Here is a 14,453-nt window from a genome sequence, read left to right on the forward strand (position 1 = left end):
CTGCCGAGCTCAACGGGCGCCCACGCAAAACGCTCAACTGGGACAACCCAGCCGAGCGCCTGCGTGATCTACTTCAAACCACGTGATCAATCAGGTGTTGCGAGGACCACGAGAATCCGCCGACGCTGCGGGGCCTTCGTCATGTCCCGGTTGCTTCAGGCGCGCACGCGTTCCGCACCGGCATACACGTTGAAGTGGTCGCGGCGCATCATGCCGACGAGCACGAGCCCGTACTCCTCGCAGAGATCGACGGCCATCGACGACGGCGCCGACACCGCGACGATGCCGCTCACGCCCGCGGCGACGGCCTTCTGCACGATCTCGAAGGACACACGTCCCGACACGACGAGCAGACGGTCGCGCGCAGGGAGCAGCCCGTCCATGAGTGCTCGGCCGAGCACCTTGTCGACGGCGTTGTGACGGCCGACGTCCTCGCGCACGACGTCGATCCGCCCGTCGTAGGTGGCGAGCCCGGCGGCGTGGAGACCTCCCGTGCGTTCGAACGCCCTTTGCTGTTCGCGGAGGGTGTCGGGCAGGTCGCGTGCGACGTCGACGTCGAGCACCTGAGCCGAGCGCGGCCCGACGGCGCCGAGCGTCAGTTGGTCGGCACTACAGACGCCGCAGGCCGCGCCGGTGACGAAGGATCGGGGGCGGGGTGGTGTCGTGTGCGGCGCGAGCGCGATCTCGATGACATCGACGTCGTTCTTCCAGCACCCGCGCAGCTGCGTGACGTCGGCCGGAGCCTCGACGCCGGATTCGACGAGGAGCCAGCCGGCAGCGAGTTCCGTGTCGTGCCCCGGGGTTCGCATGAGCACGGCGAGCGTCGTGTCACCGAGGTGGAGTTCGAGGGGCGCCTCGACGACGAGGTCGTCGGCGCGTCCGCTCATGCCACCGGCGTTGACGCGGTGGACGCGGCGACGGGCTGTCATCTGCGACACGCGGAAAGCGTACAGTCGCGAACATGGCTGACGCGAGAACCCATGTGAAGGAACGCACTTCGGCGCCTGAGGGCTTCTTCGAGACCGAGGCCGCCGGGTTGCGGTGGCTCGGTGAGGCAACGGCGAGTGGCGGAGCGGACGTCGTCGAGGTGCTCGACGTCGACTCGCGTTCGCTCACCTTGGCTCATGTCGAGTCGGCCTCCCCATACGCCGAAGCGGCTCACGCCTTCGGCAAGGCGCTTGCCGCGACGCACGCCGCCGGAGCCCCCGGCTTCGGCGCCCTTCCGCCGGGCGCGGGTCACTACTATTTCGGTCCGCTCAATCAGCCGATCTCGCTACCCACGGACGTGTACGACGACTTCGGCACCTTCTACTCGCGTGCCCGCCTGCACCCCCTGGCGGGGCGCGTCGACCTTCCCGGGCGGGAAACTCGCCTCCTCGACGATCTCTGCAGGGCACTGGAGAACGGCGCAGCCGAGTTCGGCCGTTCCGCCGTCACGCCGGCACGGGTGCACGGCGACCTGTGGAGCGGCAACGTCATGTGGTCACCGAACGGCGTGGTACTCATCGACCCGGCAGCGTGCGGCCACCACCCGTTGGCGGACCTCGCGATGCTCATGATGTTCGGCGCTCCGCACGTCGAGGAGATCGTCGCGGGCTACGAGGCGGCGCGACCGTTGCGCAGCGGTTGGCGTCAGGAGATCCCCCTGCACCAGCTCTTCGGCTACCTCGTGCACCTTGATCTCTTCGGTGGCGCCTACCTCTCCCCAACGACTGATGCGCTACGAGCAAGTGCCGAACTCTGCGGCGTCTGAGACGGAACCGATGTGACTGCGCTCACGTCGTAGTGTTGGCATATCAACCACGGGGCAGGGGAACATCATGTGCGAGCATGACGCCTTCACTCACACGCCAGGATCGGGCCACGGCACGACGCGACGAACGTTACTCACTGGCGCCCTCGCCGCGCCGCTCGTGGCGGGTGTCTCCGCCGGATCGGCCACGGCAGCCACCACGGTGACGCGCTGGGTGAAGCCGCCGTACACCGACGCCTACCCGGCGATGCAGGTCAAGAACGCCGTGGGCCGTCTCGGTGAGGCGGTGCCGGTCACCGGCTACTTCGTCAACACGACGTGGTTCAAGATCACCACCGGCGAAATGGCGGGTACGTACGTCTCCGGTTCGGGGCTGACCACGACGAACCCGGCCACCCAGACCTTCGCCTACCCCTCACCCGACCCGTTCTCGCTCCCCCCGGTTGGCTCCCGCCTCACGCGTTACGTCATCAGCCGCGACTTCTATGTCAGCACCCGCGCGTCCGCGTCCTTCTCCGCCGCGCGCAGAACATCGATCGCGCCCCCGCACGAAGGTCACCGGCAAGCTCGTCTCGAGCGACTGGGTGAGGCTGGACGACGGCCGCTACATCACGACCGCGCTGCTCGCCACCGCACCAGTCGTCCGTGCCTTCAACGGCCGCGTGCCGAGCGGAAGGCTCCGCGCGTTGCCCGCCTACCTACGAGCACCGTCGGCCGCCGCATCGTCCCTCGAGCGCGTTGCGGCCATGCAGTTCATCCGGATGGACACGGCGTTCGCGAAGGTCTTCGGCTACCACATCACCGTCGAAGAGGGCTACCGCTCGCTGTACTGGCAGAAGCACTGGTACGCCCAGTACGGCGCGCCTCGCGCTGCCTATCCGGGTACGTCGAACCACGGCATGGGGCTGGCCGTCGACATCCGAAGCGGTGCCGGATCGCCCTTCATCTTCGGTACACCTGCTGACAAGTGGCTGACCGCGAACGGCGCAGGTTTCGGCTTCGACCGCTCGTGGTGGCTCGACCAGGGCCGCCCGAACGCCGAGTTCTGGCACTACAACTTCATCGGCTGACAGAGACGGCGAACCTCAGGCGAGGTTCGCCGTCCACCACTGCGCGAGGTCGCGGGCCGAGGTGTCGACGGCCGTCGCCCAGTCGAGCGCCGATTCGTCGGCGTCGTCGGAGACGTGCTTGACCACGCGCACCGGCACCCCAAAGGTCTGGCAGGCCATGACGACCGCGTACCCCTCCATGTCGACGAGCGACGCGCGCTCGGCGAGCACGTCACGCACCGCAGGGTCGCTGACGAACAGGTCACCGGTCGCGAGAACGAGCTCGGGGTCGCCGAAACCCGTCGTCAGTCGCTCACGCGGGTCGTGGCCGAGCGCACGGATGGCGTCGGCACTCATGTCGTGGTTCAGCACGACGCCCGGCTCGAAGGCACCGCGCAGCACGGGCCGGAGCGCCCCGCAGCTGCCGAGGTTGACCACGGTGAGCCCCTCGCGACCGGCTTCCCCGCGCTCCGCGAGAGCACGCGTCGTGGCGATCGCCGCCGCCGCCTTCCCGAGCCCGGTGATGACGACCTCGACATTGTCGGGCAGATAGCGCGTCTCGCTGCGGGCAGCGGCAATGACGAGGAAACGCTCGCTCATGCCTCGAAGCGCTCCGTGTCACCGGAACCCACACGAACGACCTCCGGGTAACCCTCGGTGAAGTCGACCACCGTCGTCGGACGAGGCTCCACCGACTCCGCGTCGATGACGATGTCGACGAGGTGATCGAGTTCCTCCTTCACCGCCCAGCCGTACGTGAACGGCTCTTCCTGATCGGGCAGGATGAGCGACGTCGACAGCAACGGCTCCCCCAACGCCTCGACGATGGCACGCGCCACCGGGTGAGTGTCGAGACGCACGCCGACGGTCTTCTTCTTGGGATGGACAAGCTTGCGCGGCACCTCGCCCGTCGCCGGCAGAATGAAGGTGTACGGTCCGGGCGTCGCCGCCTTCACCGCGCGGAACGCTGCGTTGCTCAACTGCACGAGCTGCCCCAACTCCGCGAAGTCACGGCACACGAGCGTGAAGTCGTGCTTCGCGTCGAGCTTGCGGATCCGAATCATCCGCTCCTTCGCCTCGGCATTGCCGAGCGTGGCACCGAGCGCGTAACCCGACGACGTCGGGTAGGCGATGAGCGCGCCGTCACGCAACGCGACCACGACCTGCGCGATGAGACGCGGCTGCGGGTTCTCGGGGTGGATGTCGAGGAAAGTGGCCATGCCTCACGCTACGCCGCGCTGCTGCTCCCCGTCGATGCGTGGATCCTGGTCGAAACCCCGCCGGCGGGTGTGCAGAACGTAGGCCGCCATGATCAGGGGCCACTGCTCGTACGCCGCGCGGAACGCCGCGTTCGCCTCGCGCCATCCGTCGTGCTCGAAGTGCACCCGACTCCCCCAGTCGTTCTCCGAGAAGCGCACGGACACGTGACTCGGCGCGTCCTGTTCGCCCTGCCACCAGCACCACCACGTGACCTGCTCGCCGGGTTGGAGCACCTCGATTCGTCCCCACACGTCCACCCCGCCATCGGACGACGTCCACGTGACATCGGCGCCTGCGACACCGCCCAGTGAGGCGCTTTCGAACGTCAGGGGGTCGCGGCTGAACTCACGCGGCCACCATCGGGAGAACTCGTCGACGAAGAGAGCAAAGGCGAGCGACTGCGTCACCGGGACGTCGTACGTCAGCCGGATGGGATCCACGAAACGTCGCCCCCTTCTCACTCAACGGGTCGCTCCATCTGACCACAGCGGCTCCGTGTGTCGGGGGGTTTGGGCGCACCCGTTCGTCGTCAGGATTCGTTGGGCCACCGTCAGGGTTCGACGTGCATCCGAACGTCGGTCGGAAGGAGCACGGTACGGCTCACGGTGCACAGGCGTTCGTGCGAGAGCTCGACCGTCTCCGGGTACACCTTGCGAGCAGCGTCGCCCGCTTCACCCTCCGGGAAGCGCACGCTGAAGGTGACGTCGATCGGACCCATGTGGTTGCCCTGCTCGTCACGCAGCTTGTCGCCCTCGGCGACGACGTCGAACTGCTCGGGCTCGCTGCGGCGCGAGGTGAAGATGTCGACGTCGATCGCGCTGCACCCGGCGATGGCCGTGAGCAGGAGCTCGACGGGCGTGAACTGCTCGTCCTCGCCCGAACCGAAGTCGAGCGTGCCGCCGCGCGCGTTCGTCGCGGTGAAGCGACCGGCGCTCGTACGGGTGAGGGAAACACTGCGGTGGGCATCGGTAGAAGTCATGGGGCCATGGTGCCACTAGGCTCTTCGGGTGCCCCTCGTCACCGCTCCTCAAGGTCCCCCGCCCGGCAAGGGCCAGCTCGTCCTCGTCCGTCACGGCGAAACCGAATGGTCGCGCGACGGGCGTCACACCGGAACCACCGACCTCCCACTGCTTCCGGCCGGCGAAGCCGTTGCGCGCGCGGCGGGGCAGGCGCTCGCCGGTCGTCACTTCGTCGCCGAGTTCGTCTCACCGCTGACCCGGGCGCTGCGCACCGCCGAACTGATCGGCCTGAAGAACCTCGAGATCGACGAGGACCTGCGCGAGTGGGATTACGGCGGCTACGAAGGCAAGTCCACGCCGCAGATCCGCGACGAGGTCGGTTACGACTGGGAGATCTTCAGCCACGGCGTCGTGCCGGGTGAGACCCCGGGTGAGACGGTCGAGGACGTCGCGGCCCGCGCCTCGCACGTCCTGAACCGCGTCATGCCGTTGCTGGAGAGGGGGGATGTCATCCTCGTGGCCCACGGCCACCTCCTGCGCATCCTCGCAGCCGTCTACCTTCGGCAGGAGCCCCGCTTCGCCGCCCAGCTCATGCTCGACGCCGGCGCGGTCTGCGCCCTCGATCACCACCACGACGTGCCCGGGATCCTCAGCTGGAACACGACGCACCTGCCGTCGGCATGACCTGCGGGATCGGGTTGTCGGTGGTCGCTCCTAGGGTGTGAGCCATGCGCATCCTCCACACCTCCGACTGGCATCTCGGCCGGTCCTTCCACGGTGAAGGCCTCGGCGATGCGCACGCGCGCTACCTCGACCACCTCGTCGAACTGACCCGCGAGGAGAAGGTCGACGCCGTCGTCGTTTCCGGTGACATCTACGACCGGGCACTGCCGAACCCGCGCACCGTCGAACTGCTCGACGACGCCCTCGTGCGACTGCTCGACACCGGGAGCCGCGTCGTGGTGACCTCCGGCAACCACGACTCGGCCACGCGCCTCGGGTTCGGATCCCGCGTCATGGAGCACTCCGGGCTCCACATCCGCGCCGCCTACGAAGGCATCGCGCGCCCCATCGCGATACCGGGTTACGGCAGCCAGGACACCGCCGGCCATGTGGTGGCGCTCCCCTACCTCGAGCCGTCCGTTGCGGCCGGGGCGTTCGACACAGAGTCGACGCACCGGGCCGTGCTCACCGAGGCGGTGACGCGCGGTCGCACCGCGCTGCCTGACGACGGGCTGCCGGTCGTCGGCATGGCACACGCCTTCTTCGCAGGCGCCACGACGAGTGAGTCCGAACGCGACATCTGCGTCGGCGGTCTCGGCGTCGCGCCCCGCTCCGTCGTCGACGCCTTCGACTACGCGGCACTCGGGCACCTCCACGGCGCGCAAACCCTCAGCGAGTCGGTGCGCTACAGCGGCAGTCCGGTCGCCATGTCGTTCAGCGAAGCGGCCCACACCAAGGGCACGTGGCTCGTCGACGTCGCCCGCGGCAGTGTCTCCGCCGAGTTCATCGAGGCACCGATCCACCGTTCGCTCGCCATCCTGCGCGGCGAACTCGACAACCTGCTCGCCGATCCCAAGCTCGAACACGCCGAATCGGCCTGGTGCCAGGTCACGCTCACCGACGAGATCCGGCCCGCAGCGGCCATGGATCGCGTGCGAGCGCGTTTCCCCCACACCCTGCGCCTCATCTTCGACACGCCTCGTACCGAGACCCAACCGATCACCTACGCCGAGCGACTCAAGGGCCGTGACGACGTGGAGCTGTGCTGCGACTTCCTCGCCCACGTGCGTGGCGGACGCGGCCCCAACGCCACCGAGCGCACCGCTATCGGCAAGGCCGTCAGCGCGGCTCTGCGACGCGGTGACGAACCGATGGCAGACGACGGCTCGATGTTCTCCCTCGAGGATCTGCGATGAGACTTCACACCCTGCGCCTGGAGGCGTTCGGGCCCTTCCCTGACCGTGTGGACGTCGACTTCGGTGAACTCGACCAGGGCATCCTGCTCGTCAACGGCCCCACCGGCTCGGGCAAGAGCTCGCTCCTCGATGCCGTCGCGTTCGCGCTGTTCGGCGACGTTCCGGGCAGTCGACGCAGCCTGCGCAACGCTCTGCGGAGCCACCACGCCGCGCCAGAGACGGCGCCCTGGGTCGAACTCGAGTTCAGCGTCGGCCCCGAGCGCTGGCGCGTACGCCGGGCGCCCGCGTGGGACGCGCCGAAGCGCCGCGGTTCGGGAACCACCACGCGCCCCGCGTCGGTGAGGCTCGAGCAGTGGCGGGAGGGCCAATGGCACCTCGTCTCGTCCCGTATCGACGAGGCGGCCGACATGGTCACCGACACGCTGGGCATGGGTCTCGAGCAGTTCGCCCAGGTCGTCCTGCTCCCCCAGGGCGAGTTCGCCCAGTTCCTGCGCGCCAAGCCCGAAGACCGCCGGGCCCTGCTCGAGCGGCTCTTCGACGTCGCCCGCTTCGACGCCGTGGAGCGATGGTTCGCTGAGACGAAGAACGAACGCCTCCGTGCCAGTGAGGCCTCGCTCGAACACATCCGGGGTCACATGACGGTCGTCACCGACACGCTCACGCGTCTTGACGACGACGAGTTGCCACCGGCCGTCTGGTCCGACGAGAGCGTTGCCGACCTTCCCGAGGTGTTGCGGACCCTCCTCGCCGCCCTGCGCGGGCGCCGTGACGACGCGGGCACGCGGGCGGCCGAGGCCGCGGCCGCAGCCAAGCAGGCCGAACGCGCCGTCGAACGCGCCGGCGCGTTGCTGGCCCTGCGTGAGGCCCACGAGCGGGCGCGCACCGACCTCGACGCCTGGCCCGCCGAAACCGTCACCCAGATGAAGAATGACGCGGACGCCGCCGATCACGTGGCGGGCGTGCTTCGCCTCGCGCAACGCAGTGGACGCGCCGACAAACAACTCGAGCAGGCACGTGCCCGGCGCATCGAGACCGCCGGAGCACTCGCGGAGATCACCGGGCTCGAGGCGCCTGGCGAACGTCACGATGCCGACGCCGTTCTCCCGGCCGAGGCGCTGAAGGCTCGGTCACAAGCGCTTCAGGCGCTGCAGTTGCACCTGCCGCGAGCCCTGCGCGCCCTCGACGACGTCGCCGCCGCTCGGCGCCATGCATCAGCGGCCGAGCAGAAGGCCGTCGCCACGAGGGAGACGATGGGGACGGCGAAGGAGGAGGGCGAACGTGCCGACGAAGCTGTCGTCGTCGCGGAGGAGACGCTCAGCTCGCTGCCTGACGTGCGAGGCTCCCTCAACGCCGTTCACGCTGCGCGTCGGATTCTTCAGGAAGTCCCTGCACACAGCAGGGCCGTGACCACAGCAACCGAAGCGCGCGACGCAGCAGTGGCCACCTTCACCGAACGTGAGCACGACGCGGTGGCCCTGCGTCTGGCCCGGCTGGCCGGTATCTCCGCCGAGATCGCCACCGATCTCACGCCCGGCAAGGCGTGCCCCGTGTGTGGCTCGTGCGAACACCCGAACCCTGCGACTGCGTCACCGCAGGCACCCGGCCCGCAGGCGATCGAGGCGGCGGAACGGGCTGCCCGGGATGCTGACGAGAAGCGTCGCCGTGCCGAAGCCACACTCGCCGGCGCCGAGCAGGCCTGGGCGAGCCACCTCGCGCACCTGCAAGCCCGCCTCGACGACGTCGTGGCCGCTGTGCCGGACGGGGAGACATCCCCTGCGGGGAGCGATGACACAGCCGAAGCCCTCGTTGCCGCCGATCTCGTCGATGACGACAGCGCGCTGCGTCAGACCGAGCGCGACCTGAACGAGCGAGCCCAGCGTCGGGAAGAAGCGGCCGTGACGCTGGAAAAGGCTCGATCGGCACAGACGCGAGCCCACAGAGGCATAGCAACCGCGGAGAAGGACGCTGCCGCCGCCGTTGCACGCCGCGATGGCGCGAAAGAAGCACTGGCGGCTGCCCTCCAGCACCTCGCGGAAGCCGAGTCGTCCACACTGCAGTTCGTTTCGGACTACACCGACTCCAACAACTCCCCCGTGCTGCGCGGCACCACGCTGCCCGAAGGTGCCACCGACGGCACGAGCGTGGTTGCCACGGCCACCGGCGACGATGACGCTGCGCAGAACCTCGCGGACGAGGAGCACGAGGAGGCCGTGCGCACCCGCGTCCAGCAGCTCGCTCGGTCGGTCGACGACGCGCGTCGACAGCTGACTGCGATCGACCGCGCGCGTGACGCCTTCGCCCGCGCGGACGCGACCTTCCGTACCGCAGCGACGCAGAGCGAGAGCGCCCAAGTCGAGCTGTCCGACGAACTCGTCGCCAAGGGTTACGACGACGTCGAGGCGGCCTTCGCCGTCGCCCTCGACGAGGACGAGCTGACGAGTCTGCGCGCCACGTGGCAACACGCCATCGAGGTCCGCGCGGCCGCGGGCGCCACCTTGGCCGACGACAGTGTGGCGTCTGCGGCGCACTCCCCCGCTCCCGATCCTGCGCGGCTGCGGCGGAGGGCCGACATCTACGCACGCCGCGCGAACGAATCCTCCACCGAGGCGTCCCGATGGGCGCAGGCCTACGAGATCCTCGACTCGATGCGTGACCGCATCGCCGACGCCGTGCGCGAGCATCTCCCCGTCGCCCAGGCGGCCCGGGAGATGAGCGACCTCGCGAGCACGTTCTCCGGCATCGGCGAGAACACGCACCGCATGAGGCTCACGAGCTACGTGCTCGCCGCCCATCTCGAGACCGTGACGGTGATGGCGAACGAGCGCCTGCACTACATGACCGACGGGCGCTACCAGCTGAAGTACACCGACGAGCGGGCCAAGGGCACCGCCCGCAGCGGACTCGGTCTGGTCGTTGTCGATGCCTGGACCGGCCGCAGCCGCGACACCGCCACGCTCTCCGGCGGCGAGGCCTTCATGGCCTCCCTCGCCCTCGCGCTCGGGCTCGGTGACGCCGTGCGTGCCGACTCCGGCGGCATGGAACTGCACACCCTCTTCGTCGACGAAGGCTTCGGCTCGCTCGACCAGGACACGCTCGAGCAGGTGATGGAGGTACTGGACGGGCTGCGCGAAGGTGGGCGTCTCGTCGGCGTCGTCAGCCACGTCACCGAACTGCGCGCCCGAATCCCCTCTCAGATCGAAGTTCGCAAGACCTCCGAGGGTTCCACGGTTCACCCGATCGTGTCCGGATTCGCCGTGTCAGGCGCGGTCTGAGCGCCGCCCTGTGAAACGCTGGGCGCATGCGTGCGATCCGTCAGTCCAAGAAGCTTCAGAACGTGCGTTACGACGTGCGCGGCCCGATCCTCGAAGAGGCCCAGCGCCTCGAGGCCGAGGGCCACAAGATCCTCAAGCTGAACATCGGCAACACCGCCCCGTTCGGCTTCGAGGCACCTGAGGCAATCCTGGCCGACATGAAGCACCACCTGCACCACGCGCAGGGCTACAGCGACAGCCGCGGCATCTACTCGGCGCGCACCGCCGTCGCGCAGTACTACCAGAGCCGCGGCCTGCGCGAGACGCTCGTCGATGACGTCTTCATCGGCAACGGCGTCTCGGAGCTCATCAGCATGGTGCTGCAGGCCTTCGTCGACGACGGTAACGAAATCCTCGTTCCTGCCCCCGACTACCCCCTGTGGACGGGTGCCGTGACGCTCACCGGCGGCAAGGCCGTGCACTACCTGTGCGACGAGGAGAACGGGTGGAACCCGGACCTTGCGGACATCGAGAGCAAGATCACCGAGAACACGCACGCCATCGTCATCATCAACCCGAACAACCCCACGGGCGCCGTGTACTCCGAGGACGTCGTCAAGGGCCTCGTCGACATCGCACGCCGCCACAACCTCGTCGTCATGGCCGACGAGATCTACGAGAAGATCCTCTTCGAGGACGCGGTGCACCACCACGCCGCCACCTACGCAGGTGACGACGTGCTGTGCCTGACCTTCAGCGGCCTGTCCAAGGCCTACCGGGTGTGCGGCTACCGTGCCGGCTGGGTCATGATCTCCGGCCCAAAGCACCTCGCGGCCGATTTCCTCGAGGGGCTCACCCTCCTCGCCAACATGCGCATGTGCGCCAACGTCCCTGCCCAGCACGCCATCCAGACTGCCCTCGGCGGCTACCAGTCGATCCAGGAGCTCATCGGTCCGGAAGGTCGCTTCTACGAGCAGTCGATGCTGGCGTGGCGCATGCTCAACGACATCCCGGGTGTCAGCTGCGTCAAACCGATGGGCTCGCTCTACACGTTCCCGAAGCTCGACCCAGAGGTCTACCCCATCGAGAACGACCAGGACTTCGTCATCGACCTGTTGCGCGCGAAGAAGATCCTCGTGACGCACGGAACCGGGTTCAACTGGGTCAAGCCCGACCACTTCCGGCTCGTCACGCTGCCCGACGTCGACATGCTCGAAGAGGCCATCGGACGTATCGGGGACTTCCTCGAGGACTACCGCTCCTGATGCCCCGGTGCGGGTCGAACCTCCGCCCCTGAGCATGGAACGAAGCCCCATCGCCTTCTCGGCAATGGGGCTTCGTTCGTTCTCCGTCACACGGTGAGGATCAGTCCTCGAACGCCTCGGGCGGCGGGCACGAGCACACGAGGTTACGGTCGCCGTACGCACCGTCGATGCGACGAACCGGCGCCCAGTACTTCGCACGCGGGTCGGTGCTGCCCGGGTAGACGGCCTCGCGACGCTCGTAGGGGTGGTCCCATTCGCTCGTCAGCGACAGCGCGGTGTGCGGTGCGTGACGCAGGGCCGAGTCCTCGGCCGCGACCTTGCCGTCGATGACGTCCTGGATCTCGGCGCGGATGGCGAGCATCGCCTCGACGAAGCGGTCGAGTTCCTCGAGCGACTCCGACTCCGTCGGCTCGACCATGAGTGTGCCCGCGACGGGGAAGCTCATCGTCGGGGCGTGGAAGCCGTAGTCGATGAGGCGCTTCGCGACGTCGTCGACCGTGACGCCGGATTCCTTCGTCAGGGCGCGCAGGTCGAGAATGCACTCGTGCGCGACGAGACCGTCGGTGCCCGCGTAGAGCACCGGGTAGGCCTCACGCAGACGAGCGGCAACGTAGTTGGCGTTGACGACGGCGAACTGCGTCGCGCGCGTCAGACCCGCGCCACCCATGAGGCGCACGTACGCCCACGAGATCGGCAGGATGCTCGCCGAACCGAACGGCGCCGCCGAGATCGGACCGACGCCCGTCGCCGGGCCAGCCTCCGCGAACAGCGGGTGGTTCGGCAGGTGCGGAGCGAGGTGCTCACGCACTGCGACCGGGCCGACGCCGGGGCCACCGCCGCCGTGCGGGATGCAGAACGTCTTGTGCAGGTTGAGGTGCGACACGTCGCCGCCGAACTTGCCCGGCTGGGCGAGGCCGACCATCGCGTTGAGGTTGGCGCCGTCGACGTAGACCTGGCCGCCCGCCTCGTGCACGAGCGAGCAGATCTCGGTGATCGTGTCCTCGAAGACACCGTGCGTCGAGGGGTAGGTCACCATGATCGCGGCGAGGTTCTCGCCGTGCTCCTTGAGCTTGCCCTTGAAGTCCTCGAGGTCCACCTCACCGGAAGCCGCCGTCTTGACGACGACCACCTTCAGGCCGGCCATGACGGCGGACGCCGCGTTGGTGCCGTGCGCCGAGGCGGGGATGAGGCAGATGTTGCGGTGCCCCTCGCCGTTGGCCTGGTGGTAGGCGTGAATGGCGAGAAGGCCGGCGAGCTCACCCTGCGAGCCGGCGTTCGGCTGCAGCGATATGTCGTCGTAGCCGGTGATGTCGCACAGCCACTGCTCGAGGTCGGTGATGAGCTCGCGGATGCCCTCGTTCTGGTTCGCCGGAGCGAACGGGTGAAGGTTCGCGAACTCGGGCCACGTGATGGATTCCATCTCCGTCGTGGCGTTGAGCTTCATCGTGCACGAGCCGAGCGGGATCATGCCGCGGTCGAGCGCGTAGTCGCGGTCGGCCAGACGGCGCAGGTAACGCAGCATGGCCGTCTCGCTGTGGTGGCTGTTGAAGACGGGGTGGGTGAGGTACTCGTCCTCACGCACGAGCGCCTTGGGCAGCGCCGACGCCTCGTCTGCCTCGCGGGTGCGGAAGCCCCACGCGGCGCCGAGGGCGTCGATCTCGCCCTGCGTCGTCGTCTCGTCGAGGCTGATCAGGACGGTCTCCTCGTCAGCCTTCCAGACGTTGACGTCGTGCTCGAGCGCAGAGTCGACGAGCGCCTGCGCGCGTCCCTCGCTGCGAACGGCGAGCGTGTCGAAGAAGGTGTCGTGGACGACCTCCAGGCCGGCCTTCGGCAGCGCAGCGGCGACGAGACGCGCCTTGGCGTGAACGTCCTCGGCGATCTTCGCGAGCCCCTGCGGGCCGTGGTAGACCGCGTACATCGACGCCATGACGGCGAGCAGCACCTGCGCGGTGCAGATGTTCGACGTCGCCTTCTCACGGCGGATGTGCTGCTCACGCGTCTGCAACGCGAGGCGGTAGGCCTGGTGGCCGTCGGCGTCGAGCGAGACACCGACGAGGCGCCCCGGCATGTTGCGCTCGAGCCCGGCGCGCACCGACATGTAACCGGCGTGCGGCCCGCCGAAGCCCATCGGAACACCGAAACGCTGCGAGGTACCGACTGCGACGTCCGCACCCCACGAGCCGGGCGACGCGATGAGCGTCAGGGCGAGCAGGTCAGCGGCAGCCGTGACGAGCGCACCGTGCTCGTGGGCGGCCTCGGTGAGCGCCTTCCAGTCGACGATCTGACCGTCGGCGCTCGGGTACTGCACGATGACACCGAAGACGGACTTGCCACCCGCAGCTTCGACGAGCGCGTCCGCGTCCTTGACGTCGCGCAGGTCGGCGACGACGACCTCGATGCCGAGCGGCGTGGCACGCGTCTGCGTCACGGCGATGCTCTGCGGCATGACCTGCTCGTCGACGACGAGCACGGCGTCCTTGGCCGACTTGCTCGCACGGCGCATGAGCGTCATGGCCTCGGCGACGGCGGTGGCCTCGTCGAGCAGCGACGAACCGGCCGTCGTGAGACCCGTGAGGTCGGTGACGACGGTCTGGAAGTTGAGCAGAGCCTCGAGGCGACCCTGGGAGATCTCCGGCTGGTAGGGCGTGTAGGCCGTGTACCAGGCCGGGTTCTCGAGAATGTTGCGGCGGATGACGCCCGGCGTGTGCGTGCCGTAGTAGCCGAGGCCGATCATCGACGTCAGGACGCGGTTACGCGAAGCCTTCTCACGCAACTCGGCGAGCACCTCGGCCTCTGAACCGGCGGCCTCGAGGGTGAGCGGCTCCTTCTGGGCGATGGCCTGAGGAACGGCGCGAGCCACGAGGTCGGCGACGTCGCTCGCGCCGATCGTGGAGAGCATGTGCTCGAGGTCGGAGTCGCCCGGGCCGATGTGGCGGGCGACGAAGGGGGCGAACGAATCGCTTGTCATGGGTGACTCCCTGACGCGTGTCGATGGGC

Annotated in this window: 12 protein-coding genes; 6 read left to right on the plus strand and 6 right to left on the minus strand. The window is 68.6% G+C overall.

Going from position 1 to position 14,453, the window contains the following annotated elements; genetic code table 11:
* Nucleotides 1–155: 155 nt before the first annotated feature.
* Nucleotides 156–929, minus strand: a complete 774-nt coding sequence (gene fdhD, locus D1832_RS06560) for a formate dehydrogenase accessory sulfurtransferase FdhD (protein WP_118913160.1) — start codon at nt 927–929, stop codon at nt 156–158.
* Between fdhD and D1832_RS06565 the strand changes: the two genes are divergently transcribed.
* Together D1832_RS06565 and D1832_RS06570 are read left to right on the plus strand one after the other, a co-directional pair.
* Entirely contained in the window at nt 923–1,753 is an 831-nt protein-coding gene (locus D1832_RS06565) for a fructosamine kinase family protein (RefSeq protein ID WP_338067301.1), read from the plus strand. The two genes, fdhD and D1832_RS06565, sit on opposite strands and share 7 nt — an antisense overlap.
* A gap of 485 nt (nt 1,754–2,238) precedes the next feature.
* On the plus strand, nt 2,239–2,823 hold the full coding sequence (locus tag D1832_RS06570) for a M15 family metallopeptidase (protein ID WP_118913162.1): 585 nt from the start codon (nt 2,239–2,241) through the stop codon (nt 2,821–2,823).
* A 15-nt stretch (nt 2,824–2,838) separates the two neighbouring features.
* Here the strand turns inward: D1832_RS06570 and D1832_RS06575 are convergent, their stop codons facing one another.
* The 4 genes from D1832_RS06575 to D1832_RS06590 all read right to left on the minus strand — a co-directional run bounded on the left by D1832_RS06575 (nt 2,839) and on the right by D1832_RS06590 (nt 5,041).
* Nucleotides 2,839–3,402, minus strand: coding sequence for a nucleosidase (locus D1832_RS06575; RefSeq protein ID WP_118913163.1), 564 nt, complete (start codon nt 3,400–3,402; stop codon nt 2,839–2,841).
* Nucleotides 3,399–4,022 (minus strand): L-threonylcarbamoyladenylate synthase, encoded by a 624-nt coding sequence (locus D1832_RS06580; protein WP_118913164.1) that lies wholly within the window; start codon nt 4,020–4,022, stop codon nt 3,399–3,401. Before D1832_RS06580 ends, D1832_RS06575 begins: the two co-directional genes overlap by 4 nt.
* A gap of 3 nt (nt 4,023–4,025) precedes the next feature.
* Nucleotides 4,026–4,502 carry an SRPBCC domain-containing protein gene (locus tag D1832_RS06585; protein ID WP_182434698.1) on the minus strand — a complete coding sequence of 159 codons (477 nt, stop codon included), beginning with the start codon at nt 4,500–4,502 and terminating at the stop codon, nt 4,026–4,028.
* A 110-nt stretch (nt 4,503–4,612) separates the two neighbouring features.
* A complete protein-coding gene (locus D1832_RS06590; RefSeq protein ID WP_118913166.1) occupies nt 4,613–5,041 on the minus strand; it encodes an OsmC family protein in 429 nt (142 codons plus the stop codon).
* A gap of 28 nt (nt 5,042–5,069) precedes the next feature.
* Between D1832_RS06590 and D1832_RS06595 the strand changes: the two genes are divergently transcribed.
* From D1832_RS06595 to D1832_RS06610, 4 genes are read left to right on the plus strand one after another with little or no spacing between them, the layout of a single operon-like run.
* On the plus strand, nt 5,070–5,705 hold the full coding sequence (locus D1832_RS06595; RefSeq protein WP_047311614.1) for a histidine phosphatase family protein: 636 nt from the start codon (nt 5,070–5,072) through the stop codon (nt 5,703–5,705).
* A gap of 44 nt (nt 5,706–5,749) precedes the next feature.
* Nucleotides 5,750–6,940, plus strand: coding sequence for an exonuclease SbcCD subunit D (locus D1832_RS06600; protein ID WP_118913167.1), 1,191 nt, complete (start codon nt 5,750–5,752; stop codon nt 6,938–6,940).
* Nucleotides 6,937–10,212 carry an AAA family ATPase gene (locus D1832_RS06605; protein WP_118913168.1) on the plus strand — a complete coding sequence of 1,092 codons (3,276 nt, stop codon included), beginning with the start codon at nt 6,937–6,939 and terminating at the stop codon, nt 10,210–10,212. The genes D1832_RS06600 and D1832_RS06605 overlap by 4 nt, the downstream gene beginning before the upstream one ends.
* 26 nt (nt 10,213–10,238) lie before the next feature.
* Nucleotides 10,239–11,456 (plus strand): pyridoxal phosphate-dependent aminotransferase, encoded by a 1,218-nt coding sequence (locus D1832_RS06610; protein WP_047311611.1) that lies wholly within the window; start codon nt 10,239–10,241, stop codon nt 11,454–11,456.
* A gap of 100 nt (nt 11,457–11,556) precedes the next feature.
* Here the strand turns inward: D1832_RS06610 and gcvP are convergent, their stop codons facing one another.
* Entirely contained in the window at nt 11,557–14,424 is a 2,868-nt protein-coding gene (gene gcvP / locus D1832_RS06615; protein ID WP_118913169.1) for an aminomethyl-transferring glycine dehydrogenase, read from the minus strand.
* Nucleotides 14,425–14,453: the final 29 nt, after the last annotated feature.

Source organism: Dermacoccus abyssi (genome assembly GCF_003515945.1).
GTDB classification, from domain to species: domain Bacteria; phylum Actinomycetota; class Actinomycetes; order Actinomycetales; family Dermatophilaceae; genus Dermacoccus; species Dermacoccus abyssi.

Excerpts from the sequence above, each read along its gene's own strand:
- fdhD (WP_118913160.1), bottom strand. The coding sequence starts at position 929 with ATGACAGCCCGTCGCCGCGTCCACCGCGTCAACGCCGGTGGCATGAGC.
- D1832_RS06570 (WP_118913162.1), top strand. The coding sequence starts at position 2,239 with ATGTCAGCACCCGCGCGTCCGCGTCCTTCTCCGCCGCGCGCAGAACAT.
- D1832_RS06575 (WP_118913163.1), bottom strand. The coding sequence starts at position 3,402 with ATGAGCGAGCGTTTCCTCGTCATTGCCGCTGCCCGCAGCGAGACGCGC.
- D1832_RS06580 (WP_118913164.1), bottom strand. The coding sequence starts at position 4,022 with ATGGCCACTTTCCTCGACATCCACCCCGAGAACCCGCAGCCGCGTCTC.
- D1832_RS06590 (WP_118913166.1), bottom strand. The coding sequence starts at position 5,041 with ATGACTTCTACCGATGCCCACCGCAGTGTTTCCCTCACCCGTACGAGC.
- D1832_RS06600 (WP_118913167.1), top strand. The coding sequence starts at position 5,750 with ATGCGCATCCTCCACACCTCCGACTGGCATCTCGGCCGGTCCTTCCAC.
- D1832_RS06605 (WP_118913168.1), top strand. The coding sequence starts at position 6,937 with ATGAGACTTCACACCCTGCGCCTGGAGGCGTTCGGGCCCTTCCCTGAC.
- D1832_RS06610 (WP_047311611.1), top strand. The coding sequence starts at position 10,239 with ATGCGTGCGATCCGTCAGTCCAAGAAGCTTCAGAACGTGCGTTACGAC.
- gcvP (WP_118913169.1), bottom strand. The coding sequence starts at position 14,424 with ATGACAAGCGATTCGTTCGCCCCCTTCGTCGCCCGCCACATCGGCCCG.